The organism is Pseudomonas graminis (genome assembly GCF_013201545.1).
In the GTDB taxonomy this organism is placed as follows: domain Bacteria; phylum Pseudomonadota; class Gammaproteobacteria; order Pseudomonadales; family Pseudomonadaceae; genus Aquipseudomonas.
In genome coordinates, this window is the sequence record NZ_CP053746.1 from 4,026,664 (window position 1) to 4,049,405 (window position 22,742).

The 22,742-nt window shown below is 63.5% G+C and carries 22 protein-coding genes and 1 pseudogene; 3 read left to right on the plus strand and 20 right to left on the minus strand.

Annotated elements, in window-relative coordinates:
- Nucleotides 1-79: 79 nt before the first annotated feature.
- The 13 genes and pseudogenes from FX982_RS18055 to FX982_RS18115 all read right to left on the minus strand — a co-directional run bounded on the left by FX982_RS18055 (nt 80) and on the right by FX982_RS18115 (nt 11,786).
- A complete protein-coding gene (locus FX982_RS18055) occupies nt 80-1,060 on the minus strand; it encodes an alpha/beta hydrolase (protein ID WP_172611886.1) in 981 nt (326 codons plus the stop codon).
- Between the two features lie 291 nt (nt 1,061-1,351).
- Nucleotides 1,352-3,700, minus strand: coding sequence for a type II secretion system secretin GspD (gspD, locus tag FX982_RS18060; protein ID WP_172611887.1), 2,349 nt, complete (start codon nt 3,698-3,700; stop codon nt 1,352-1,354).
- The gene (locus tag FX982_RS18065) at nt 3,697-4,212 is read right to left on the minus strand and encodes a general secretion pathway protein GspN (RefSeq protein ID WP_172611888.1); all 516 of its coding nucleotides are present in this window, start codon (nt 4,210-4,212) and stop codon (nt 3,697-3,699) included. Before FX982_RS18065 ends, gspD begins: the two co-directional genes overlap by 4 nt.
- 134 nt (nt 4,213-4,346) lie before the next feature.
- Nucleotides 4,347-4,937, minus strand: a pseudogene (gspM, locus tag FX982_RS18070) (type II secretion system protein GspM); the annotation flags it as partial.
- The gene (locus FX982_RS18075; RefSeq protein WP_172611890.1) at nt 4,927-5,958 is read right to left on the minus strand and encodes a PilN domain-containing protein; all 1,032 of its coding nucleotides are present in this window, start codon (nt 5,956-5,958) and stop codon (nt 4,927-4,929) included. The gene FX982_RS18075 and the pseudogene gspM, both read right to left, overlap by 11 nt.
- The gene (locus tag FX982_RS18080) at nt 5,955-6,683 is read right to left on the minus strand and encodes a general secretion pathway protein GspK (protein ID WP_172611891.1); all 729 of its coding nucleotides are present in this window, start codon (nt 6,681-6,683) and stop codon (nt 5,955-5,957) included. Before FX982_RS18080 ends, FX982_RS18075 begins: the two co-directional genes overlap by 4 nt.
- Nucleotides 6,680-7,291, minus strand: a complete 612-nt coding sequence (locus FX982_RS18085; protein ID WP_172611892.1) for a prepilin-type N-terminal cleavage/methylation domain-containing protein — start codon at nt 7,289-7,291, stop codon at nt 6,680-6,682. The genes FX982_RS18080 and FX982_RS18085 overlap by 4 nt, the downstream gene beginning before the upstream one ends.
- Complete coding sequence (locus tag FX982_RS18090) at nt 7,288-7,623, minus strand: general secretion pathway protein GspI (protein ID WP_254074817.1); 336 nt, start codon at nt 7,621-7,623, stop codon at nt 7,288-7,290. The genes FX982_RS18085 and FX982_RS18090 overlap by 4 nt, the downstream gene beginning before the upstream one ends.
- A gap of 29 nt (nt 7,624-7,652) precedes the next feature.
- Nucleotides 7,653-8,090: a GspH/FimT family pseudopilin gene (locus FX982_RS18095; RefSeq protein ID WP_172611894.1), complete on the minus strand. Its 438-nt coding sequence runs from the start codon at nt 8,088-8,090 to the stop codon at nt 7,653-7,655.
- A gap of 1 nt (nt 8,091) precedes the next feature.
- A complete protein-coding gene (gene gspG / locus FX982_RS18100) occupies nt 8,092-8,517 on the minus strand; it encodes a type II secretion system major pseudopilin GspG (protein ID WP_172611895.1) in 426 nt (141 codons plus the stop codon).
- A gap of 10 nt (nt 8,518-8,527) precedes the next feature.
- Nucleotides 8,528-9,730, minus strand: a complete 1,203-nt coding sequence (gene gspF, locus FX982_RS18105; RefSeq protein ID WP_172611896.1) for a type II secretion system inner membrane protein GspF — start codon at nt 9,728-9,730, stop codon at nt 8,528-8,530.
- Nucleotides 9,731-9,732: 2 nt separating this feature from the next.
- Nucleotides 9,733-11,451: a type II secretion system ATPase GspE gene (gspE, locus tag FX982_RS18110; protein ID WP_172613096.1), complete on the minus strand. Its 1,719-nt coding sequence runs from the start codon at nt 11,449-11,451 to the stop codon at nt 9,733-9,735.
- 107 nt (nt 11,452-11,558) lie between these two features.
- Entirely contained in the window at nt 11,559-11,786 is a 228-nt protein-coding gene (locus tag FX982_RS18115) for a hypothetical protein (RefSeq protein ID WP_122534740.1), read from the minus strand.
- 469 nt (nt 11,787-12,255) lie between these two features.
- Here FX982_RS18115 and FX982_RS18120 point away from each other — a divergent pair, with 469 nt between their 5' ends.
- Nucleotides 12,256-14,997, plus strand: a complete 2,742-nt coding sequence (locus FX982_RS18120) for a beta-glucosidase (RefSeq protein WP_172611897.1) — start codon at nt 12,256-12,258, stop codon at nt 14,995-14,997.
- 141 nt (nt 14,998-15,138) lie between these two features.
- Here the strand turns inward: FX982_RS18120 and FX982_RS18125 are convergent, their stop codons facing one another.
- Nucleotides 15,139-15,765 carry a TetR/AcrR family transcriptional regulator gene (locus FX982_RS18125; RefSeq protein ID WP_172611898.1) on the minus strand — a complete coding sequence of 209 codons (627 nt, stop codon included), beginning with the start codon at nt 15,763-15,765 and terminating at the stop codon, nt 15,139-15,141.
- 290 nt (nt 15,766-16,055) lie between these two features.
- On the opposite strand from FX982_RS18125, the gene FX982_RS18130 reads away from it, so the two are divergent.
- Nucleotides 16,056-16,277, plus strand: a complete 222-nt coding sequence (locus FX982_RS18130; RefSeq protein WP_172611899.1) for a hypothetical protein — start codon at nt 16,056-16,058, stop codon at nt 16,275-16,277.
- A 47-nt stretch (nt 16,278-16,324) separates the two neighbouring features.
- Here the strand turns inward: FX982_RS18130 and FX982_RS18135 are convergent, their stop codons facing one another.
- The 6 genes from FX982_RS18135 to FX982_RS18160 form a co-directional block, all read right to left on the minus strand.
- Nucleotides 16,325-16,465: a DUF2256 domain-containing protein gene (locus tag FX982_RS18135; RefSeq protein ID WP_122534744.1), complete on the minus strand. Its 141-nt coding sequence runs from the start codon at nt 16,463-16,465 to the stop codon at nt 16,325-16,327.
- Complete coding sequence (locus tag FX982_RS18140) at nt 16,462-18,000, minus strand: cryptochrome/photolyase family protein (RefSeq protein WP_172611900.1); 1,539 nt, start codon at nt 17,998-18,000, stop codon at nt 16,462-16,464. Before FX982_RS18140 ends, FX982_RS18135 begins: the two co-directional genes overlap by 4 nt.
- 146 nt (nt 18,001-18,146) lie before the next feature.
- Nucleotides 18,147-18,452, minus strand: coding sequence for a protealysin inhibitor emfourin (locus FX982_RS18145; RefSeq protein ID WP_172611901.1), 306 nt, complete (start codon nt 18,450-18,452; stop codon nt 18,147-18,149).
- A 38-nt stretch (nt 18,453-18,490) separates the two neighbouring features.
- Entirely contained in the window at nt 18,491-19,555 is a 1,065-nt protein-coding gene (locus tag FX982_RS18150; RefSeq protein WP_172611902.1) for a M4 family metallopeptidase, read from the minus strand.
- Nucleotides 19,556-20,512: 957 nt separating this feature from the next.
- A complete protein-coding gene (locus FX982_RS18155; protein ID WP_172611903.1) occupies nt 20,513-21,259 on the minus strand; it encodes a response regulator transcription factor in 747 nt (248 codons plus the stop codon).
- Entirely contained in the window at nt 21,244-22,542 is a 1,299-nt protein-coding gene (locus FX982_RS18160; protein ID WP_172611904.1) for a GAF domain-containing sensor histidine kinase, read from the minus strand. Before FX982_RS18160 ends, FX982_RS18155 begins: the two co-directional genes overlap by 16 nt.
- Here FX982_RS18160 and FX982_RS18165 point away from each other — a divergent pair.
- Nucleotides 22,541-22,711 carry a hypothetical protein gene (locus FX982_RS18165; protein ID WP_172611905.1) on the plus strand — a complete coding sequence of 57 codons (171 nt, stop codon included), beginning with the start codon at nt 22,541-22,543 and terminating at the stop codon, nt 22,709-22,711. The genes FX982_RS18160 and FX982_RS18165 overlap by 2 nt on opposite strands.
- Nucleotides 22,712-22,742 lie beyond the last annotated feature (31 nt).

The window sequence follows — 22,742 nt, forward strand, 5'->3', positions numbered from 1 at the left end:
GGTTCGATCGGTTTGCTTTAAGTGGGACCGGCATCACCGGGAATCTCAATGGCTGCACGCGATACTAAAACCAAAGCGGTCAATCCGCCGCAGATTGAATGCGCTGACGAATCCAGGTGCGGCTGTGGTCGAGCACGCGGTCGGCCATCATGGTCGGGAAATGGATGAAACCGTGGGGCGCGTCGGGCAACAGGTGCGCTTCGACCCCGGCGATTTTGGCCCAGCGATCCGCCAGTTGCAGGGTGTCATCGCGCAGCGGGTCCAGTTCGCCGACCCACATCAGTGCCGGCGGGAAGCCTGTGAAATCGCCATACAGCGGTGACAGCGGCGGCGCCTGACGCTGCGCGTCGCTGATGTCCGGCGTCAGCATGCGCAGGGCGTCGACCATGCCCGGGCCGTCCAGCACAAGCGTATCTGGCCCCGCCGTGCGTACGCTCGGTGTGCCGGTCAGGTCGTAAACCCCGTAATAGAGGAGGGCGCCGCACACGCGCTTGAACAGCTCCGGCCAGGCCTTGAGCTGCAACAGCGTCGCCCCGGCCAGATGCCCGCCTGCCGATTCGCCGACGACGATCACCGGCAGCCCGGCAAACTCCGGGCAACCGTCACCCAGCAGCCAGCGCGCTGCAACCAGACAATCCTCCATCAGCCCTTGCACCGGCGTCGACCCGGCGAGCCGGTAATCCACCGAAACAACGGCCACATCGCACGCCCGGACCATCGCCATGTTCAGGCCGTCGTTCATCTGCGCGTTGCCGATCACCCAGCCGCCGCCATGAATGTCCAGCACCACGCCTTTGGCCTTGCCCTTGGGCCGGATGATCCGCAGCGGCACCCGATGACCGTCGAGGTTCGCCATCGTGCTTTCAGCGTGCAGGCCATGGCGGGCCAGCCTGGCCGCGCCATTGAGCTGACCGACGCGCAACAGCGACTGAATTAGAAGGGGGGTGAAGCGGTTGCGGATACGAAATCGCGGCAGCCAGGCCAGCTTCTTGTTAAAGCGCCGCGCCTGCGCCAGCTCATCGTCATGAAAATGCAAACCGTCGTTGCTGTCCAATTGCATGCTCTCTCTCGGGCTCATACCCGCCAGTCAGGGGTACTGTCTTGGTGTGCGCGGGCGGCCCAGAGTTTCACGTGCGCGAGTAAAGCAATTTGAGGCCGGCCGTGGCGTAAGCAACCGCGCGATCGTGCATGCCCACTGTGTATCTGATCGTGCCCACGCTCTGCGTGGGCATGCATCCCGAGACGCTCCGCGTCGCCTTGCCCGCAATCCCGTTACCGAGTGAGGTCTGGGGACGCGGAGCGTCCGGGGCGGCATTCCCACGCGGAGCGCGGGAACGATCAAACAGCCGACTTAACGGTTGCTCATTGGCGGCGTCGGTTTGATCAACTGCAACTGCTGACGGTAGTCATCGGTCACTTGCCGCGCCTGGCTGTTGCTGGTGATGACCCGTGGAGTGATCAGGACGACCAGCTCGGTGCGTTTCTTGCTCTTGACGGTGTTGCCGAACAGCCAGCGCAGGCCGGGAATGCTGCCCATATACGGCACCGCAGACACGGTGTCGGCGTTGTCCTGTTTGATCAGGCCGCCGAGCAACACGGTCTGGCCGCTTTGCACCGCCACTTGAGTCGACACCGAGCGCGTCGAAATGCGCGGATTGCCGTTGCTGTCCGTGCCATTGGCATCGTTGGCATCGCTGACCTGCTGCTGGATGTCCATGTACACCAGGCCGCCCGGATTGATGCGCGGCACGACGTCGAGAATAACGCCGGTCTGCACATATTCCACGCTGCTGAGGGTCGTGTTCGAGACGTTGGTGTTCACGGTGGTCTGGCTGATCGGGATGTTGTCACCGACCTGAATCTGCGCCTGCTGGTTGTTCATCACCACCAGCGACGGCGCCGACAGCACCTGGGTGCGGCCGCTGGTTTCCAGCGCATGCAGCGCGATCTGCAGGTTGTTGCTGACGAATGAGTAAAACAGTGAATCGGCACCAAGGCCTGCACCGCCGCCGCCCAGCGCGCCCTGGCTGCCAGGGGCGTTGGCGACGGTGGTGCTGGTGGAATTGCCGGCCAGCCGGCCGAGGTACCACTGCACCCCAAGGTCCAGCTCGCCGGTCAGGTTCACTTCAAGAATCCGCGTCTCGATCTGCACCTGCATCGGTGCGTTGTCCAGACGCTTGATGGCCGATTCGATCTCGGCCCACTGGGCCGGGCGCGTGCGGATCAGCAGTTGGTTGCTGCTCTGCTGCGCGGTAATCCGCGTGCTGTCATCCAGGCGCTTGCTGGCGCCCGAGCCGCTGGCTGCGGCATCCGAACTGTCGCCCTGAGTGCTGCTGTCAGCGCTGTCCTCGGAGGTTTCGCCGTCCTGCTCTTCTTCGCCTTGCTGAGTGCCGTTCTGCAAACCGCCGTTGGCGCCACCCATGCCCGAACCCAGGCCGCCGCCCATGCCACCGCCCATACCGGAGCTGCCGTTGAGGCCCTGGCCGCCCACGCCCATGCCGCCGCTGCTGCCGGTGCCACTGCCGTTGAGCGATGACAGCGAACGCGTGCGCAGGCCCGGCGCGACCTTGGCCGCGCTGTCGTCCTTGATCTGGCCGTTGCCGTAGATCTGCCGCAGGTATTTGGCCAGGTCCGAAGCCTTCATGTTACGCACGTCGTAGACGTACATCTGCGGTTCGTTGCCGCCGCCTTCGTCGATGGTGTGAATCCAGTCACCGACTTCGCTCAGGTAACGCGGCTGGGAAGAAATCGCCACCACCGAATTGGTCCGCTCAATGGGCAGAAACTTGACCATGCCGGCCAACGGCATGCCGCTGTCCGGGCCGAACATCTTCTGCAGCTCGGGCATCAGCTCGCCGACGCTGGCGCGTTGCAGGCCATACACGGCGATGGACATGCCCTTGAGCCAGTCGACGTCGAAGGTGTCGATGGTGTCCTGGTAGTTGGCCAGTTCATCCGGCGTACCGGCCAGGCTCAACACGTTTCGCGCCGGATCGACGAGCAAGAACGCGTTGTCACGGGCGAAAGGCTTGAGCAGCTTCTGCATCTCGGTGGCCGAGATAAAGTGCAGCGGGAACAACCGCGCCGACAGCCCGGTAGCCGGTCGCGCCACCGGCATTTCCGGCACCAGCTTGCCGGCCACAGCCTGGTTGGCCGGGAGGATCACATAACGGTCGCCTTGGCGGATCATCGCGTTGTCGGTCCACGACAGCAGCGTTTCCAGAATCGAGAGCGCCTGCTGTTTGTTCACCGGCTGCGAGGTGGAGAAGCTGACGTCGCCTTTCACGCCCTGGTTGATGCTGTAGTTCTCGTGCAGCAAATCGCCGAGCACGGTGTTGATCACCGCTTCGATCGGCTGGTTGGCGAAGTTGAACGTGATGTCACCGGCGGCGGCCGACGCACCTTTCCCCCCCGCGCCAGTCTGCGCCGGTCCCGCACCGCGCACGAACGTCTGGTTGCCGCGAATGATCTGCTGGCGCGCAGGCGCAGGCCTGGCGCCAGGGTTGTTCGGGCTCGGCGCTTCGACCGGATCGCTGACCGGGCCGCGCTGCGAGCCGGTGCCATTGAGTGCTTCCTGCATCAGGGCCGGATCGTTTTCAAAACGTTCCGGAGTGGACGCGCATCCGGCCAGGGCCACGGCGGTGGCCAGGCACAACAACGGGCTGCGTAAACGGAAAAACTCAGAGGTGCGATTGTTCATGGTGTGGGTACGTTTGGAAGGGTAATAGGGGGGACTTTCGACGGCGGCGGAAGGCGCAGCATGGGCAGACGCAGTTCGCGGGTCTGGCCCTGATGGCTGAAAGTGGCGTTTTGCGGCGTGACCGAATCCAGGGTCCAGCCGTTGTCCAGCGTGCTGCCGACGGCCAGCTTGAGGCGGCGCTTCTGCGGCAGTTGCAGCAGCACCCAGCGCGAAGCGCCGTCGATGATCACGCCGTTCAGGCTGATGCCATCCAGGGACGAGGCCTGGGATTTGCCAGTGACCAGATCAGGCTTGCGCTCCGGGCTGAACATCGATTGCTGCCACGTCAGTGCGAGGGCCTGGGCCGGCAGCGCAGGCAATGCCGCAGGCCCGGCCGATGGTGTGGCTTCGCGCGCCTCGCCGGCCGGCAACCAGTCGATGTCCTGAACGGCGCCCATGCTCAGGCTGACGGCGACGGCTGCGAGGGCAACCGTGGCCGCGCCGAGCGCGAGGGTAAGGGAGTCGAACTTCATGCGTCAGGCTCCTCGGACGGTGTCGGTGGTTCAGGTTGCTCATCCAGATCGGCTTGCTCGGCGGGATCAGGCTGCTGCCGGGATTCGGTCTCTGGCTCGGCGGCGGGGGCGTTGGACGGCAGCGCCTTGTGCGGCGCGGCCTGTTGCAGATACCCGCGCAACAGCAGATGAACCTGCAAGCGTCCGGCGCCGCCAGTGGCTGGCGCCGAGGTGGCGCGGCGAATGCTCAGGTTGTCGATGAACAGAAACGGCTGGCCGTATTCCAGTTCGTGTAGCAAAGCCACCAGCGGCTCCATGGCGCAGTCCAGGGTCAGGCTGACTTTGACCTGACGATACGGCTCGGCACTGTCGCGCTCGGGGGTGATCGGCATGCGCTGGGTGACCTGGCAGCCGGGGCCTTGATCGGCGTGAGCCTTGACCAGATCGAGGCTGCGTTGCATCAGATCGGCGGCCACGGCGCTGGGGTCTTCGCCGGGCAACAGGCTGCTGCGGCTCGACGGGTCGCGGCGCGCGGCCTGCAACTGCTGCTCGAGGCTGTCGCGCTGGGCGAGGGCGCCGGCATAGCGCTGCTCCTGGTGGCGCAGGGTGTCGGCCTGGTCCTGCAAGTCGCTCAACGGGTCGAGAAACCAGCTTTGCACCAGCAGCCACCAGGCCGCCCACAGCACCAGGGCCAGGGCAATCAGCGCGGCGCCGCGACGCTCACGGGGTGTCAGTTCACGGCGCATCGGCGGCCTCCTTGCGCAATTGGGCGCGCAGGGAAAAGCGCTCTTTGCCGGTTTGTGCGTCGGGCTGAATGATCCCCTGGAACTGCGCGTCGGTGAGGGTACGGCAGTCTTTCATGCGGCTGATGAGGGCGCTGGCCTTGACGCTCTGGCCGGTGATCGACACGCTGCCACCCTCGGCAATCTCCAACTGCTCGACCCAGGTGTCGGCGCCCAGGCAACCGGTGAGGTCGGCGAGCACGCTGGAGGTGGTCGGCTGCGCGGCCTTTTGCTGAGCGAGGTAACGCGCGGCGCCCTGGGTATTGATCAGCTCGCGGCGCAGGTTCTGCACGGCTTGCACCTGGTTGCGTTGTTCGTCGACGTGCTGTTGCATCGCTTCAACCTGGGCCGTGCGTGCGTCCAGCCAGAGCACCATGCAGGTCAGCAGCAAGGCGCCGCAGACCACGGCAAGGAAACGCGGCAGGCGTGCGGAGCCTGCCACCGCTGGCTTCAGCTGGGCGGGCAGCAGATCGACATTCAGCCGCTCGCCCTTGGCGTTGCGCGCATCCACGGCGTACAGCGGCAGGCCGCGTGCCGTGCAGGTGTCTATGACCGGCTGCAAACGCTCGCGCAGCACCGCCACCAGCAGCACCTGCGCCAGGGCTTTGCCTTTGCTAGTGACCCGCGCGACGTAATGCATCTGCTCGCGGGGGTAGGGCGTGTACTTGTCGAGCTCGAAACCCACCACGCTGTGCAGATCGCGCAGCGCCGCCAGCGGCAACTGCAGCGGCTGCGCCAGGACCATGCCGGCGGGGAGCATCAGGATCAGCCGCTCGCCGGTCTCGTGGGCAATGTGCTCGGGCAAGGGCCAGTCGATCAGGCGCTCGCGCACCTGGGGCATCAGCCTTGCGCGGACGCCGGCGGGCAGCAGCGCCTGCAACTCCTCGAGCCAGGCCTGCCACAGATGCTGCGCCGGGCTGTCACGCCACTGACTGCGCACCCGGGCCTGCAAGGGCGCCAGCTGCTGTAAAAGTGATTGCTTCATTCTTGCCAACGCAGAACGCGATACGGTCGCGCTCCCTCCTTCGATGGGTTCAATAACAACGTGACGTTGAGCGTCGTGGTGTAACCGCCGGGCAATGTCGCCTGGCTTCGGATACTGATGACCGGGCCTGCGTCTTCGGTCGCGGGGCCCGCTTGCGGCAGACCCAACGCTTGCCGCAGCCAGGGCGAGGCCATGCGCGGATCGGGCGCGGCCAGGCCGCTCCATAACGTGACGTGGGAGCTGGCGCACTGGTACATCGGCTGGCCGATGCCCGGCAGTTCACGCACTTCCTCGACCATCCGCAGCGGTGCCCGGCCACCGCCGCGACGCTGTTCCAGGCCCTGGGCCACTTGCCGCGCCAGGTCCGGGTTCGCGCCGCACGCCACCAGCAGGCGGGCGAAGGATTCAGCCGGCGCTGCGTTGAGGTCGAGCTTGCCGGTCTCGCTGCCCAGACTCACCGCCAGCGCGGCCTCGTCGAAACGCAATCCGTGGGGCTGGTTGTCGGCTTTCCAGTGTTGCCGCGGGTCGCGATCCAGCTGCGCCAGCACCGCCATGCCGATCCCGGCTTCTGCCGCGAGCACCGCCTGGGTGTGCTGGCGTTGCCACAGGGCCTGGCGGTTCTGCAAATGCACCCAGCCAAGCAAGCCGGCGAGCAGGGTGCTGAGTAATGCCAGCACCCACAACACCAGCAGCAACGCCACGCCTTTTTGCCGACGGCCGTTCATAACGTGTGCGCCTCGCCGGACAGGTCCAGGCGCAGGTTGATGCTCTGCAACGGCCACGGCACGGGGCCGGCCAGCTGCGCGTCGATGCGCACACTGACGGGCAACCGTCCCGGCCACGGCCAGTGATCAAGCCACGCGGTGGATTCACCGGTGGGCGACACCCCGCGGTAACTCAACTGCAGCGAACGCACCTGATGCAGCAGCACCTGGGGCTCCTCGGCCGGCAGCAAGGCCTGACCGCGCAAGCGCTCCAGGCTGACTTGCAAACGCTGACCGGCCGCCAGCGTCACGCTGTGCCGGTACAAACCGCCGCCGAGTGTGGCGGGCAGCGGCGCATAAAAGCTCATGGCCTGGGCGTCGCCCTCGAACACCGGCGCCTGGCCGGGCTCGGCACCGCTGGCCGCCAGGGGCAGCGCCTGAGCGATGGCGCTGCGCAAAAAATTCTGCGTCGAACGTATTTCATCTAGCCGCGTGCTGTAGCGCTCGGCCTTGGCCATCGCGCGGTTGGCCCCGGTGATCGCTGCGCCGACCATGGTCAGCAGCACGCCGAGCAAACTCAGCACCACCAAAACTTCGAGCAGCGTGAAACCCTGGCTTCGACGCGTCATTGCCCGGCTCCGGTGCCCGCGCTGCGCACTTGCAGGCTGCTGTAATGGGCGCGGCGCGCTCCGTCGCTCACCTCAAGGTCCAGCCGCCAGGCCGTGGCCGGCGCATTGCCGCGAGGCAGCGCGCTGACGTCCATCTGCCAGTTCACGCCGCTCCACTTGCCCTCGGTGCGACCCGGCTGCAAGCGACTGGCGCTGGCTTCATCGATCAGCGACCGCGCCGCCAGACTCAGCCGGTCGCTGCGTTGCGCCTGCTGCAAGGCCCGCGCGCTCTGCCCGAACGCCACCACCAGCACGCTGCTGCACACCGCCAGCACGGCGAGGGCGGCAAGCATCTCCAGCAGTGTGAAACCGCGCTGACGCCTCAATTGAGCGTGCGCAACTGAACGTTGCCGGTCAGCCAGTTGATGTCGACACGCCAGTGTTTGTCGCCCCGGGCCAACAGCAGATGGCCGCCGCTGGAACCGCCGTCCGGGTAGAACTCGAACGCCGGGCCCAGGCCGTCAGCGGTCTGCAGTTGCACGCGCATGTCGGTGGGCAGCTGCACCGGTTTCATGTGGGGGCCCTGAAGGCGCCCATGACCGAGATCGAAACGCGTCTGCGCCGGTTGCCCGGTGACGATCGCCTGCACCCGCGCGGCGCGCAGGGACTGAACCACTTCGCTCAGCGCGCGACGTTCACTGGCCGCATGTAAACCCCGACCCACGCCAAAGCTCACCAGGCCGACGCTGATGCCGATCAGAACGATCACCACCAGCAATTCGAACAGGGTGAAGCCGCGGGCGCGGGGCAGGGCGTGCATGTTATTCCCAGTTACCGATGTCGGCCTTGTAGCCGTCACCGCCAGGCTGGCCGTCCTGACCGAAGAAGATCAGGTCAAAGCTGCCGTGCTCGCCCGGGTAGCGGTAGCCGAACGCATGGCCGAACGGGTCTTTCAGGTCCGAGGGCTTGGCGTACGGGCCGGCCCAACCGGTGGCATTGGCCGGCTTGGTCACCAGCTGCTGCAGATTGGCCGGCGGCGTGCCGACGTCCAGGCCGTAGCTTTCGACCTTCATGCCGAGACTGGCGAGTTGCGCCTTGCCTGCGCCGTATTTGCCCTTGTCGACGTTGCCGCCGACCTGACGCACGACGATGGTGGCGACGATGCCCAGCAGCACGATCACGGCGAGCATTTCCAGCAGGGTGAAACCGCCCTGGCGACGGCCTTGGGCAGGGTTGAATCGGGACATGTGTATTTCCTCAAATGTTACTGGTAAGGCTCATCAGCGGCAGCATGATGGCGAGCATGATCACCGCCACCATCACCGCCATGACAACGGTCAGGCTGGGCACCAGGGCCGCGAGCAGACGGTCGATGCCGCGCTTGGCCTCGACGTCGAACACGTCGGCGACCTTGAGCAGCATGCCGTCCAGGTTGCCGGCCTGTTCGCCGACTTCGATCATTTGCAGCGCCAGTTCCGGCAGCAGCGGTTGCTCGCCGAATGCCTGGGCCAGCGTGCCGCCACTCTTGACCCACTCGGTGGCTTGCTCGACCTGGGCGCGCAGGGCGAAGTTGCCGCACACCTGACGGACGATGGTCATCGCCTGCAACAGCGCAACGCCGTTGCTCAGCAGGGTGCCGAGGGTCCGCGCCAGACGCGCGGCTTCGATCCGCTGCAGCAGCGGGCCGATGACTTTGATAAACAGCAGGCGCCGGTCATGGCGCTGGCGTCGTTGCGGATCCCGGCGCAGGACCGCGACGGTCCAGATCAGGCCGACGATCGCGCCGAGCAGCAGCAAGCCGTAGGCGCTGAGGAATTCCCCCAGCCACAGGATTGCCTGGGTGATGAAGGGAATCGGCACGCCCAGGTCACGAAAGATCGGCACGAACTGCGGCACCACGTACGCCAGCAGCAGGGCCAGCGAACCGAGCACGCCGACCACCAGAAAGATCGGGTAGATCAGTGCATTAATGACTTCGCCGCGCAGCATCTGACTGCGTTCCAGGTATTCGCTGAGTTGACGCAAGGTGTTTTCCAGGGAGCCGCCGGCTTCGCCTGCGCGGACCATGCTGATGTACAGGCTGGAAAACTGGCCGTGTTCTTCTTCCAACGCCTGACTCAACGGCTTACCGGCCTTGACCTGTTCACGAATCCGTTCAAGCAGCGCCTGGCGCTTGGGCTCGTGGGTCTGCTTGAGGAGGATGGTCAGGGCGCGTTCCAGCGGCTGGCCGGCACCGAGCAGGGTCGCCAGTTGCTGGGTGAAACTCACCAGCGCCGCGCCGTTCATCGCACCCCGGCGCATGGCCGCGCGCAGGCCGCTGTTGGCACTGGCTTCAAGGCTTAGCAACAGCAGACCGCGCTTGTGCAGGGCCGCTGTCGCCGCGTTTTGATCGGCAGCTTCGAGGGTGCCGTGTTGGGCGACGCCGTCGGCATCCAGTGCGCGGTATTTGAAATGGGCCATGGTCAGTCGCCGCGCGTCACGCGCAGCACCTCTTCGAGGGAGGTCACGCCGGCCACGGCCTGACGCAGGCCTTCCTCGTATAAGGTGCGCAGGCCACCGCGACGGGCCGCTTGCTCCAGCGTCGAGGCATCGGCCTGGCGCATCAGCAGGCCGCGCAGCTCTTCATTCATCACCAGCAATTCGGTGATGGCGCTACGGCCGTGATAACCGCCGCCGGGCAACTCGCTGGCGGGGCGATACAGGGTGATCGGGCGCTGATCGGTGAAGCGCTCCAGACCGTGTTCGGCGACCAGTTCCGGCGGTGCTTCGAAGGCGACGCGCGTGAGCGGATCGAGCCGGCGCACCAGCCTCTGGGCCAGAATGCCTTTGACGGTAGACGCGATCAGGTAGCTCTCGACGCCCATGTCCAGCAATCGCGTAATACTCGCCGCGGCACTGTTGGTGTGCAGCGTCGAGAGCACCAGGTGACCGGTCAGCGACGATTGAATGGCGATCCGGCAGGTTTCCAGGTCGCGCATCTCGCCGATCATGATCACGTCCGGGTCCTGGCGGACGATGGAGCGCAGGGCGCCGGCAAAGTCCAGGCCGATGGCCGGCTTGACCTGAATCTGGTTGATGCCCTCAAGCTGGTACTCGACCGGGTCTTCAACCGTGATGATCTTGCGCTCGGCGGTGTTGAGCCGTGACAGCGCGGTGTACAGCGTGGTGGTTTTGCCGGAACCGGTGGGGCCGGTGACCAGCAGGATGCCGTGGGGGTTTTCCAGCACGCCGAGGAAGTTCTGCAGGCGCTCGCCGTCCATGCCCAGGCTGGGGAAGTCGAAGCTGACGGTCTGCCGGTCCAGCAGACGCATCACCACCGACTCGCCGAAGCTGGTGGGCACCGTGCTCACCCGCAAGTCCAGCTCTTTACCCTGAATGCGCAGCATGATGCGGCCATCCTGGGGCAGGCGACGCTCGGCGATGTCCAGCCGCGCCATGATCTTCAGTCGCGAAATGATTGCCGCCGAAGAACTGGAGGGCGGTGCCTCGGCTTCGTGGAGCACACCGTCGATGCGGTAACGCACTTTCAGCTGGCTTTCAAAGGGCTCTATATGAATGTCGGAGGCGCGTTGCTCGACGGCCCGTTGCAGAATCAGGTTGACCAGCCGGATCACCGGCGCCTCGGACGCGAGGTCCTTGAGGTGCTCGATGTCTTCTTCGGCGCCGCCGTGTTCGTCGAGGGTTTCAATCAGCGAGCCCATGGCCGAACGGCCCTGGCCGTAATAACGCTCGATCAGCCCGTCGACCTCACTGCCCGCACCGACCGACACGTACACGGGCGCCTGGCAAGCGTAGGCCACGGCCTCCAGCCCATAGGCATTGCCCGGGTTGGCGGCCAACACATGCACGCCATCGGCATAAGCGCCGATGGGCAGCAGGCGATAGTGGCGCAGAAAGCGCTCGCTCAATTCCGGCAGCGGTTCACCCGACAGCGTCACGTTTTCCGCCAGCAGCAAGGGCGCTTGCAGCGTCGAGGCCCACGCCCTGGCCAGGTCCAGTTCCGAGACCAACCCCAGGCGAGTCAGCAATTCCGTCAGCGAACTGCCTTCCGATTCCTGGGCCAGTCGCTGTGCCCGCTCCAGATCACCTGTCTTCAGCCCGGCATTGGCCAACAGCCAGGCACACAGCGCTTCGGCCGAGTGCGCGGTGAGTTGTTGGCTATTGATAGGGGACAGATGAATGGACACAGCACCGGTTCAAATAAGAGAGGCCTCTGACGAGACCTCTGGGGTGAATACATAATGTGCAATAACAGTATGCTGCTTAACAGCAACTAAACGGCAGTGCGTTAGTTTGTCGCAGACGAAGTGTTGGCGGTTGGACGACCGCGCTTGTTTTCATCGGCCTGATTCTGTTTGGTGGCTTTCTTAACGGCTTTTGTATCTTGTGTCTGGGTCATGACAGTGGAATCTGCTGCGCCAGAAATAGTTTCCTGAGTGTCGGAGTCAGCGGCCATAGTTGCAGTTGCAAACGACAGAGTCAGTGCAGCGATGGCGCCCAGTGCTGGCAGTTTCATGTGATGTTTCTCCAATGTTTGTCATGTGTTTGAAATGATCCCGACGCCGGTGTCCAGCGCTGGCTCACCGCCTTCCCCATGACTGAAACCCTGTATTTACGGGGTTTTAGGGGTCCAGCGGTGAAAATTGCTAAACCTACAGACCTGTAGGTTTAGCAAGAGTTCAGATGATGTATCAAAAAATGTCGAGTTTGTTCGAGATTGATTTTTTTGTTTGACATCACTTGAAAACAATTGCCTTAATTTAAACGTCTCGGGCAACGCTCGTGCAGTTCGGTGGCTCATCGCCATTAACGTTAGTTACAGAAGATCAAATTGCCCACACTCATCGTCACGTTGTAACGCCACTTTCCCGCTCACCGATGTTCTTTCGAGAACTTCGGTATAGGCCGAGTCATGCCTGAAACAAAGGCTTGTGGCGTGTCAACTGCGACAAATGAGCGCGGGTGATACTTGGAGAGCGTCCCCTATGCGAAACCGTAAAACTTTCGGTGCCCACTCGGCACTGGCTTTGTTGAGCCTGGCCATCTGCCACGCCAACGCAGCCGACACCACGACCCAAGAGCAACTGGCGGCCAAGGAACTGCGCGCTGACAAAGCGGCAGAAAAAACCCTGGCGAAGATGACTCAGGAAGAAAAGCTGGCCTACATCGGCGGCATCGGCGGCTGGGACGTCAAACCCCTTAGCCAGTACGGCGTGCCACAGATCCACGGCGCCGACGGCGGCGCAGGCATCCGTTACACCAGCGAAGGCAACGATCCGGGCGTGGTCTATCCGTCCGGCCCGAACCTGGCGGCCACCTTCAACCCGCGCCGCGCCATCGACTTCGGTCGCGCCCTGGGCTACGACACTGCCAGCGGCGGCTACCAGTTCGTCACCGGCCCCGGCATGAACCTGTACCGCATGCCGTGGAGCGGTCGTGCCTTCGAATATCTCTCCGGTGAAGACCCGTTCCTCGGTGCCAGCCTCGGCCCTGCGGTCATCAACGGTATCCAGCAGCGTCGCGTCTGGGCGGAAGCCAAGCACTACGCGGGTAACGATCAGGAAACCAACCGCTTCATCCTCAATCAGGTCATGCCTGAGCGCGTCTTGCGCGAGATGACCCTGCCGCCGTTCGAATCCGCCACCAAGAACAGCACCGTGGCGATGATGATGTGCTCGTTCCAGAAAGTGAATGGCGAGTACGCTTGCGAGAACAAGCACCTGATCGCCGACATCCTGAAGAAGGAATGGGGCTTCAAGGGCCTGGTACAGAGCGACTACAACGCTGTCGTGCACGGTCTGCCAGCAGCACAGGCCGGCACCGACCTGGATATGATGGGCGGCCAGATGAACAGTTCGGTGCTCAAGCCGTACCTGGACAGTGGCGAGCTGGACATGGCGACCATCGACGACAAGGTCCGCCGCATCCTGAAGAACATCTACCTGTACCAGTTCGACAAGTTTGCACCGCTGACCACGCACAACATGAACAGCGCCACCAGCAACAAGGTCGCCCTGAACATCGCTCGCGAAGGTATCGTGCTGCTGAAAAACCAGGGCGACGTGCTGCCACTGGACAAGAACAAGGTCAAGCGCATCGCCGTCGTTGGCGACCTGGCCAAGTACGCACCACCGACCGGTTTCGGCAGTGCTCACGTTGACGCTACCCGTTACATCAGCGAACTGAGCGGTCTGCGCCAGATCGCCCCGGGCGCTCAGGTCGAGTTCCTTGACACCCTGTCCCTCGACCCGACAGCCATGCACTGGACCACCACCGACAGCAAAGGCAACAGCGTCGCTGGCATGAAGACCGAGTACTTCAACAACGCCACCTGGTCCGGCGACCCATCGGCCACCCAGATCGACACTTACGTCAACCTGGACTGGTCCAGCGACAAGGTGCCGAGCAACGGCGACACCGCCAACACCTCGATTCGCTGGAGCGGTCAGGTCACCCCGACCATCAGCGGCGACCAGGTCTTCAAAGTCCGTGCCGACGGCGCCGTGCGTCTGTGGGTCAACGGCGAGAAGGTCATCGACAACGGCGACGGTGAGAACATCACCAACAAGAGCATTCCGCCGACCATTCCTGTTTCCGGCAAGATCAAGCTGGAAGCCGGCAAGGCTTACGACGTGAAGCTTGAGTACTCGCGCCGTGACGGTTACCTGTCGACCATGGGCGGCCTGGTGGGCGTGCAAATGTCGACCGCTTCGCTGACTGCACCGTCCGACCTGTCGCAATACGACGCGGTCGTGGTTGCCGTGGGTAACAGCGCTGAATACGAAGGTGAAGGTTTCGACCACAGCTTCGATCTGCCTGAATACCAGAACGAGCTGATCCAGAACATCGCCAAGGCCAACCCGAACACCGTGGTGACCATGCACGGCGGTACCGCGCTGAAAATGAGCGACTGGATCGACCAGGTGCCGGCTGCGCTGCACGCCTTCTACCCGGGTCAGAACGGTGGTCAGGCCCTGGCCGAGATCCTGTTCGGCAAGGTCAACCCGTCGGGCAAGCTGCCGATCAGTATCGAGCGCAACATCGAAGACAATCCGCTGTACAAGGATTTCCCGAACTTCGATAACACACGCACCAAGGTCAAGGAAATCAGCTACGCCAACGACCTGACCATGCTCGGCTACCGTGGCTACGACAAGACCAACACCAAACCGCTGTTCGCGTTCGGTCACGGTCTGTCGTACACCCAGTTCACCTACAACAACATCTCGGTAACCCCGGGCGTTGCAGTGGGCAACACGCCGATCAAGGTCTCGTTCGACCTGACCAACAGCGGCAAGCGTGCCGGTTCCGAAGTCGCCGAGCTGTACGTCGGCCAGCAGAACCCGAAAGTCGAACGTGCCGTCAAAGAGCTGAAAGGCTACAAGAAGGTCTTCTTGCAGCCGGGCGAAACCCGTCACGTTACCATCGAACTGAACGACCGTTCGCTGGCGTACTTCGACGAGGCAAGCAAGCAGTGGGTGATCGATGCCGACACCTTCAACATCAGCCTGGGCGCGGCCTCGGACGACATCCGTCTGAACGCCAAGCTGGTTAACCCGTTCCGTCAGGAACTGTCGACCACCACCAGCAACCCGCTGCCACGTTCGGCGCTGAACTCGGTCAAAGTGACCCTGCCAGCGGTGAAGACCGGCGGCGTGCTTGATCAGGCCAAAGACACCGACGCAGCCAATGGCAACACGGACTACGACGGCAACACCGAGTACTGAGTGATCACAGCGGGAAAGGGCTGAGCAGTGGGCTGGCGTCGGGCGTTTCCCCGGCGCTGGCCAGGCGCGGACCCCGAGTGACAATCCGAGCTTGAGTAACAGAGAATGAGGCGATCCGGCCAGCCCGGATCGCCTCATTTTTTATGCGCGGATGTCGCGCTCGACCTGAGCCATGTAACTGTCGAAACGCTGCACCAGATCCACCGTCTCCGGGAAGCGCAGCCATTGCAGCTGCAGCCCGTCCATCATCGCCAGAATCTGGTGAACGATCGCGTCCAGATCCACATCCCCCCGCACTTCGCCGGTCACCACCAGATGGTCGAGCCGTGCGCGCATGCGCCCGTGAATCGTCACGTAGCGGGACTGAAACCACTGCCACCCCGGGTGACTGTCCACCAGGCTTTCGGCATTGAGCATGCTGAACGCGCGAATCACGCCGGGCGCTGTTGCGTTGGAACGGTTGATTTGCCGCAGGCCGCTGACGAAGCCCTGCAGCGTCGGCTCGCTGTGCAAGCTGCTGATCACTTTGTGATTGACCTCGTCGCGGCGCGCGAGCACGCCCATCAGCAGGGCGACCTTGTTGGGGAAGTGATGCAGCACGCCCGCCACCGAGATGCCGACGATGTCGGCGATGCGGGCAATGGAGGCGCCGGTGTAGCCTTCCAGTGAAAACAGTTGCAGCGCGGCGTCGAGCAGTTCTTCGCGGCGCTTTTCACCCTTGGGTGCGCGACGGGTGCGGGGGAGTGTGTCTGACGTATTTCCTGTCATCGGGTTTACCTGGCGTCTCCATGCTTTGCAGGTGTCTGGGCGTTTCGGCAGGCCTGTTACGACGCCGGATTGCGAGGACGCAATGGGCAGAAAACGCGTGGCAAGTCGTCGCAGGTGCTGAAACGGCACGCTCTGTTTAAGGGGGCAACCGGATTTTGGCAAGCGAAAACTGATATTCAGGCGCGCCGGCATAAGGGTTCCACCGTTCGGGGAAGCCCAGTCCAGAAAATGGGAACTCCCGCCGCGCCTGCCTCTCCTTTGAAGTAACTGACCTACAAGGAGGATCCATTGTGAACGAACAAGCCAGTCCCGGAGTTGCCTATCTGATCGAATGCGCGGAGGAGACGACGATTGATTCGCGGCTGTTTGCCATTTACGAAGCCTTGGCCGAAGCGGGAGGGCTTATTCCTCAGGAATATTTGATCAAGGTGGCCCGCGAGACCACGGCAGGCCCCAAGCAGCAGTTGTTGATCAGACTGATTGGCAGAGCCAGCCGCGCGCAGCTCCACTGATCAGTCGTCGCACCCCATGTGTGCCCACCGATGCTGAATAAACCCTTTCACGACTCGGAGCCCTTGCCCCGTCGGCAACGCTCCGAGCAGTAACGCACCTCATCCCAGCAGCGCGCCCATTTCTTCCGCCATGTGAACGGCAGCCCGCAGACGGCGCAGGTTTTCACCGGCAGTTCGCTCTTCTTCAAATCGCCTCTCCGGCGTCGAGCTTGCTCAGCAGCGACTCGCCCCTTTGCCACAGCGCGTCCTGTTTTGCTTCGGTCATGCGGTCGAGGTTCTTGTAGACCATGCTCATCCGTTGATTGCCCCGCAGCAGGTTGCTGTGGCGCATCACGAAATGCCAGTACAGCGAATTGAACGGGCAGGCGTCCTCCGTCGTGCTTTCCTTGACCTTGTACGCGCAGCTGCCGCAGTAATCGGACATCCGCTTGATGTACTGGCCGCTGGCGCAATAGGGCTTGGAACCCAGATAACCGCCGTCGGCGTGCATGACCATGCCGAGGGTGTTGGGCAACTCGACCCAGTCGAAGGCGTCCATGTAAATCGCCAGGTACCACTCGCAGATCTCTTTGGGCGCGATGCCGGCCAGCAGGGCGAAGTTGCCGGTGACCATCAGCCGCTGAATGTGATGAGCGTAGGCGTGTTCAAGGCTCTGGCCGATGGCCTGACTCATGCAGTTCATCTTGGTCTGCCCGGTCCAGTAGAACTCCGGCAGCGCCCGGGTATTGCCGAATGAGTTGCCGTCGGCGTAATCCGGCATCTTCAGCCAGTAAACGCCGCGCACGTATTCCCGCCAGCCGATCAGTTGGCGGATGAAGCCCTCCGCCGCGTTCAACGCGACACCTCCCGACCAGTAGGCCGACTCGACGTCGCTGCACAGCTGGCGCAGATCCAGCAGGCCGATGTTCAGCGCCGCACTGATGCGCGCATGGAAGAGGAAGGGCTCGTCCATGGCCATGGCGTCCTGATAGTCGCCGAAGGCCGCCAGCCCGTAATCGAGAAAGTACTGCCACAGCGCTTGGGCGTCTTCGTGGGTCACCGGGTAGTCAAAATTGTCCAGAGAGCCGTAGTGACTGGCGAATCGCTCACGCACCAGCTCCAGCACGTCGCGGGTGATGGCGTCCGGGGCGAAGCGCGCCGGGTAGGGCGCCGAGACCTTCTTCGGCAGCGCCTTGCGGTTGTCGGCGTCGAAGTTCCAGGCGCCGCCTACGGGCGTGCCGTCGCTGTTGAGCAGCAACCGTTGCTTGCGGCGCATCTCGCGGTAGAAGAATTCCATGCGCAGCTGGATCTTGCCGCTGGCCCATTTGGCAAACTCTTCGCGGGAGCACAGAAAGCGCGTGTCGCTGTGCCAGACCAGCGGCAGGCCGCATTCCCTGATCGAATGCTCCAGGCGCCAGTCGCCGCACTCGGTGGCGTGGACTTCTTCGGCCTGCAACGACGCGTGCCAGCGCTGCAATTCAGTCGGCACCGAGCCGGTGTTCAGCGGGTCGTCCAGCGCTACGTACTGAACGATGATGCCGCGCTCCTGCAGCGCCTGGGCGAAATGGCGCATGGCGCTGAAGATCAGGGCGATTTTCTGCGGGTGATGGGCGACGTAGGTGGCTTCTTCCATGACCTCGACCATCAGCACGGCGTCGCGCTGGGGGTCGAGGTCGGCAAGGGAGGCCAGGTCGAAGGACAACTGGTCGCCCAGGACCAGGCACAGGCGGCGGACAGGCATCATCGATCGGCACCGTGTGACGCGTCGGCACTGCAGGCTGTTAGCGTGAAGTGACGGAGGACAGGAGAGAGAAGGTTGGTCACGGCATTCCTGATGAGCAGGGAGTGATGGCGCCGAGCTAGGGGTTTGCCCGGCGCGCGGTCATGGGTCTAGCCGGACACGTGGCGCCTGACGCATTGCATCAGGCCCTGCAGCGGGCCGGATTCCACCGGGGCGGGGACGCAGACCGTGCGCTCCCGGTCGCCTTCGCTGATGGTCAGCGTGTAATGCTGCATGCCGCGCAGCGCACGGGCCGGGCGCCGACCTTCGGGCAGCGCGAAGAACCGGGACGCGTCGATCAGTTGCCGCAGCTCTTGCTGATCGGGTTCGGGCAGGGCATCCACTTCAATGGTGTTAGGCTTGCTCAGCCCGGGAAAATAGGCGACCCCGCCGCTTTCGCTGAATGAGATACGCATGTTCGTGGCTCCTTCTTTTGCCAGATGGCCATGGCGGATCATTGCGCGTTAATGCCCACGGCCGCCCAGCCTTCTTGTACCGCGATTTGGGCTGCTTCGCCTACACCGTACAGCCGGCCGGCGACATCGTGGGTGATCCGCGCAAAGCGAACGAAGCCGGCATTGGGGCGCAGACGCGAGTCGCGCAGCGCGTCGTACCAGATGCGCCCGGCCTTTTCCCAGGCATGACCGCCGATGCGCGTCGCCAGTTGATAGAACGCATGGTTGGGAATGCCCGAATTGATGTGCACGCCGCCGTTGTCGTCGTAAGTGTGAACGAAGTCGTCCATGTGACCGGGTTGCGGGTCCTTGCCCAGCACTTTGTCGTCGAAGGCGGTGCCCGGGGCCTTCATCGAGCGCAGGGCGCTGCCAGTGATCTTGTCGGTGAACAGCCCTTCACCGATCAGCCAACTGGCCTGCTTGGCGGTTTGTTTCAGGGCGTACTGCTTGATCAGCGAGCCGAACACGTCAGACATCGATTCATTGAGCGCGCCGGCCTGGTTGAAGTAGACCAGGCCCGCTTCGTCTTCGGTGACGCCGTGGGCCAGTTCGTGGCCGATCACGTCGAGGGCGATGGTGAAGCGGTTGAACAGTGACTGATCGCCGTCGCCAAAGACCATCTGGGCGGAGTTCCAGAAGGCGTTGTTGTAGCCCTTGCCGAAGTGCACGGTGGCGTCGAGGGCCATGCCGGCGTCGTCGATGGAGTTGCGGTCGAAGACGTCGAAGAAGAAGTCGAAGGTGGCGCCGAGGCCGTCATAGGCTTCGTCGACGGCGATGTCGCCGCTGGCGGGTTGGCCTTCGCCGCGTACGAGGGTGCCGGGCAGGGTTTCGCCACCGTCGGCGGTGTAGATCGAACGGCGTTTGCCGGTGGGTGCTGCAGCGGCCAGGTGCACGGCGCGTCGGTCGGGTTGCGCGCTGAGGCGCAGGGAGCGGAAGGTGTTGTCCTTGGCCCGGGTGCGCAGGGCGGCTTCGCGCTGGGCCTTGTTGCCGTTGCGAGCGATTTGATCCAGCAGGTACGGCGGGATGAGGCAGAGGATGGGGTTACGCGTGTGGTTCCTGCACATAGGCAATACTCCTGGGTGGCGTCGTTCAGTTGAGCGACGCGTCGCGGTCTCGCTTTAATCGACAAGCGGAGGTGATCTCGCGTTCCCCACAGCGACACTGCGGTGCGGCTGAGATGGGTCTGCCTAACGGCAGACATTTCGCCTTCGGCGAGTTACTTGGAAAAGCACCCCAAGTAACCAAGGGTGCTTGCTCCTGGTTGGGCCCTTCCTTCGTCAGGGTTCCCTCACTCCGACGACGCTCCGTGGGCCCGCGCCGAACGGGCATCCATGCCCTGACGGCGCTCTCGCCGCATCCATGCGGCTCGACCCACTGCGCGTCGTCTGCGTTCGGCCTGCACCCAAGTCGCATTTGTGGTGTCTGGACTTTTACCGCATGAAGATCAAAAGCAAATCAAGATCAAAGGCTTCCCGGCTGAAGCCGGTCCTACAGTCAGAGTCAATCCTACTGACTGTACGCGCTGCTTTTAGTGGGCCCGGCTTTAGCCGGGAAGAGGCCAGCTCAGGCGCCGAGATCTTTGCTGATAGCCCCCCTCTCTGTGGGAGCGAGCTTGCTCGCGAATACTTTATTCAAAACACCAGATATCCGATGGATGTACCGGCCCCTTCGTGAGCAAGCTCACTCCCACAAGTCCTCAGCGCTTGGCCCGCCCTTGATCTGCCTTTGATCTGCTTTTGATCTTCGTACACAAAAAGTCCAGTCACCGCAAAACGCGACCTTGGTGCAGGCTGAACGCAGGTTTCGCGGAGTGGGCCGAGCGGCATGGATGCCGCGAGAGCCGCCCCCCGCCATGGATGGCGGATGGCGGCGGGCCCACGGAGCGAGACCGGAGTGAAGGAACCCCGAGGTACGAGGGGCCCAACCAGGAGCAGGCACTTTTGCTTACTTTTGGTGCTTTTCAAAAGTAAGTCGCCGAAGGCGAAACAGTCTGCCCCCAGGCAGACGCTCTTGATCTTCTCTCAGTCCCGTCCAACCCGATGCCGCGCCGGGTTTTTCAGCCACAGTTGCAGTTCGGCTTCGGCCTGTTCCAGCGCGGTGCGGTTGAGCAGGCGGCGGAGCAGGGCGACGTTGACCGCGCGGGCGCGGAGGTTGAAGGCGGTGCTGCGCTCGCCAGCCGCATCGGGCTGGTAGACGCCGAGTTTTTCGTAAAGCTGCTGCAGCCGGTTCTGCACGCTGCGCAGCGACAGGTTGCGGCGGGTAGCGATGGTGCGGTCGGTCAGGCCGAGGGCGATGTCCTGCAGCACTTCGTATTCGCCGTCGCTCAGCCCGGACAACTGATCGTGGGCCTTCAGTTGAACGCCGCGAATCTCGCGGTCGATCACGCACTGCTGCTCGATGAACAGCCCCCGCAAGGCCAGACGCAAGCGCTCTTCCGAGGCGGTTTTGAGGATGTAACCGTAAGCGGCCCCTTGGGGCACGATCCGCGCGATGCCGCGCACATAGGCCTCGTCCGAGTAATTCGACCAGAACAGAATCGACGTGTCGGGCTGCAACCGCCAGATCGTCTTGGCCGCCTCGACGCCGGTGCGGCAGGGCATCTGCAGGTCCATGACCACGGCATCCACCGGGCTCTCACTGAACAGCCGCTCGCCGATCTGGCCGTCTTCGGCCTCCAGCAAACGGGTGCATTCAGGCAGGGCCACTTCGATCACTTCGCGCAGGAACGCCCGGTGCACCGGGTCGTCTTCAATCAGCAGGACGTGCATGGCGTCTCCGTTAACAGCGCAGGCCCGGAAACACCCGCCGCCTCACCCACAACGGCGAGATCAGCCAGCGGCAGGCACACCCTGACCCGGGTGCCTCGCTCGTGTGGACCGCGTTCGATGGTCAGCTGCGCCGCCATCAGTTGCGCGCGCACCTGCATGTTCTGAATGCCGCCGCTGTTGAACCGATGCCCCACGTCCAGCCCAAGGCCGTCATCGTCGATGGTCAGTTGCAAAAGACCGCAGGTGTGGCTGATGTGGATGACGATGCTGTCCGGCATGGCGTGCTTGATCGCGTTGTTCACCGCTTCCTGAATGATGCGGAACACCGCGACCTTCACCGACTCCGGCAAGCGATCGCCCATGCCATCGGTGCTGTCCTGCAACCGCGTTTCGATGCTCAGGCCGCTGTCGCGCACGCTGCGCCGCAACAGGTCTTCCACGCCTTCTTCAAAGCCGAACAACTGCAGCACCGTCGGCTTGACCGCATCAATGAGCTGCCGCAACTCCTGCATGCTGTCCTTGAGGGCGCGGGCAATTCCGCGCAGGTCCTCGCCCGGCACGCTGGGCAGGGTTTGCAGGCGGGCGATGCGCCGGTGCAGGCGGGTCATGTCGGCGAGGGTCTGGTCATGCAGATCCATGCCGACCCGCTGACGTTCACGCTCCAGTTCCTCGGTCAGGCGCAGCGCGCCCTGGCGCAGGCCTTCTTCTCGCGCACGCACTTGCGCCTCGGCGATTGCCAGTTGTTTGGCCTGTTCGGTCTGGCGCAGGGCGTACACGTACGAGGCCAGCAGGTCGGCGACGTGCTGGGTGTGACGAACGTCATCCAGGGTGTAGAAATGCTCGGTGTGTTTGGAACAGCTCAGCGCGCCGATGATTTCGCCCCGGGCGCGCAAGGGCACGTGCAGGCGGCTGCGCAAACGGGCGTCGAAAATCGGGTGGTTGATGGCGCCGGGGAAGGCGAAGCGGGCGTCGTTCATGGCGTCGTGGGTCAGCAGGAAAGGCTGCTCGCCCAGCAGCACCGTGCGAATGGGGCTGGTGTGCACCGGCATCGGCTGGGCCACGTCGCCCCATAGGGTGTGTACGCCGCTTTCATAGGTAATGTGCTCGCGTCTGTCGAGGACGAACAGGCACACGTCGAGGTGGTCGTGGGGCAGGATCGGGCTGATTTCCCGGGAGACGGCATCGATCATCGACTGGAAATCCAGCTGGCCGGCGAGGGCGCGGGAAATGCCGAGAAAGTGATGCAGCACGTCTTCGGCGAGGGTGTGCGGTCGCTGTGCCATGGGCTCCAACCTGTTTTTATTTTTGGGATCGAACACGTTCTCGAACGGAACACTTTTTGAAACTGCAGGGATCAGTCGGGTCATTATGGCCCCTGCGTGGCAAAAAGAACGCACGTTCCAGCAGGTCGCCTGCGGGATCCCGCAGCAGGTCTGCACGATTGACCACTGACGCTCTGCACCGGCCAGTGCAGACTCGCCGC

Coding starts and splice junctions, on each gene's coding strand:
- FX982_RS18065 (WP_172611888.1), bottom strand. CDS start 4,212: ATGAAGTTCGACTCCCTTACCCTCGCGCTCGGCGCGGCCACGGTTGCC.
- gspG (WP_172611895.1), bottom strand. CDS start 8,517: ATGTCCCGATTCAACCCTGCCCAAGGCCGTCGCCAGGGCGGTTTCACC.
- FX982_RS18145 (WP_172611901.1), bottom strand. CDS start 18,452: ATGCGTATCTCATTCAGCGAAAGCGGCGGGGTCGCCTATTTTCCCGGG.
- FX982_RS18095 (WP_172611894.1), bottom strand. CDS start 8,090: ATGCACGCCCTGCCCCGCGCCCGCGGCTTCACCCTGTTCGAATTGCTG.
- FX982_RS18120 (WP_172611897.1), top strand. CDS start 12,256: ATGCGAAACCGTAAAACTTTCGGTGCCCACTCGGCACTGGCTTTGTTG.
- FX982_RS18150 (WP_172611902.1), bottom strand. CDS start 19,555: ATGTGCAGGAACCACACGCGTAACCCCATCCTCTGCCTCATCCCGCCG.
- FX982_RS18155 (WP_172611903.1), bottom strand. CDS start 21,259: ATGCACGTCCTGCTGATTGAAGACGACCCGGTGCACCGGGCGTTCCTG.
- FX982_RS18055 (WP_172611886.1), bottom strand. CDS start 1,060: ATGCAATTGGACAGCAACGACGGTTTGCATTTTCATGACGATGAGCTG.
- FX982_RS18160 (WP_172611904.1), bottom strand. CDS start 22,542: ATGGCACAGCGACCGCACACCCTCGCCGAAGACGTGCTGCATCACTTT.
- FX982_RS18075 (WP_172611890.1), bottom strand. CDS start 5,958: ATGAAGCAATCACTTTTACAGCAGCTGGCGCCCTTGCAGGCCCGGGTG.
- FX982_RS18090 (WP_254074817.1), bottom strand. CDS start 7,623: ATGCTTGCCGCCCTCGCCGTGCTGGCGGTGTGCAGCAGCGTGCTGGTG.
- FX982_RS18165 (WP_172611905.1), top strand. CDS start 22,541: ATGGGCTCCAACCTGTTTTTATTTTTGGGATCGAACACGTTCTCGAAC.
- FX982_RS18115 (WP_122534740.1), bottom strand. CDS start 11,786: ATGAAACTGCCAGCACTGGGCGCCATCGCTGCACTGACTCTGTCGTTT.
- gspF (WP_172611896.1), bottom strand. CDS start 9,730: ATGGCCCATTTCAAATACCGCGCACTGGATGCCGACGGCGTCGCCCAA.
- FX982_RS18085 (WP_172611892.1), bottom strand. CDS start 7,291: ATGACGCGTCGAAGCCAGGGTTTCACGCTGCTCGAAGTTTTGGTGGTG.
- FX982_RS18140 (WP_172611900.1), bottom strand. CDS start 18,000: ATGATGCCTGTCCGCCGCCTGTGCCTGGTCCTGGGCGACCAGTTGTCC.
- FX982_RS18125 (WP_172611898.1), bottom strand. CDS start 15,765: ATGACAGGAAATACGTCAGACACACTCCCCCGCACCCGTCGCGCACCC.
- FX982_RS18080 (WP_172611891.1), bottom strand. CDS start 6,683: ATGAACGGCCGTCGGCAAAAAGGCGTGGCGTTGCTGCTGGTGTTGTGG.
- gspD (WP_172611887.1), bottom strand. CDS start 3,700: ATGAACAATCGCACCTCTGAGTTTTTCCGTTTACGCAGCCCGTTGTTG.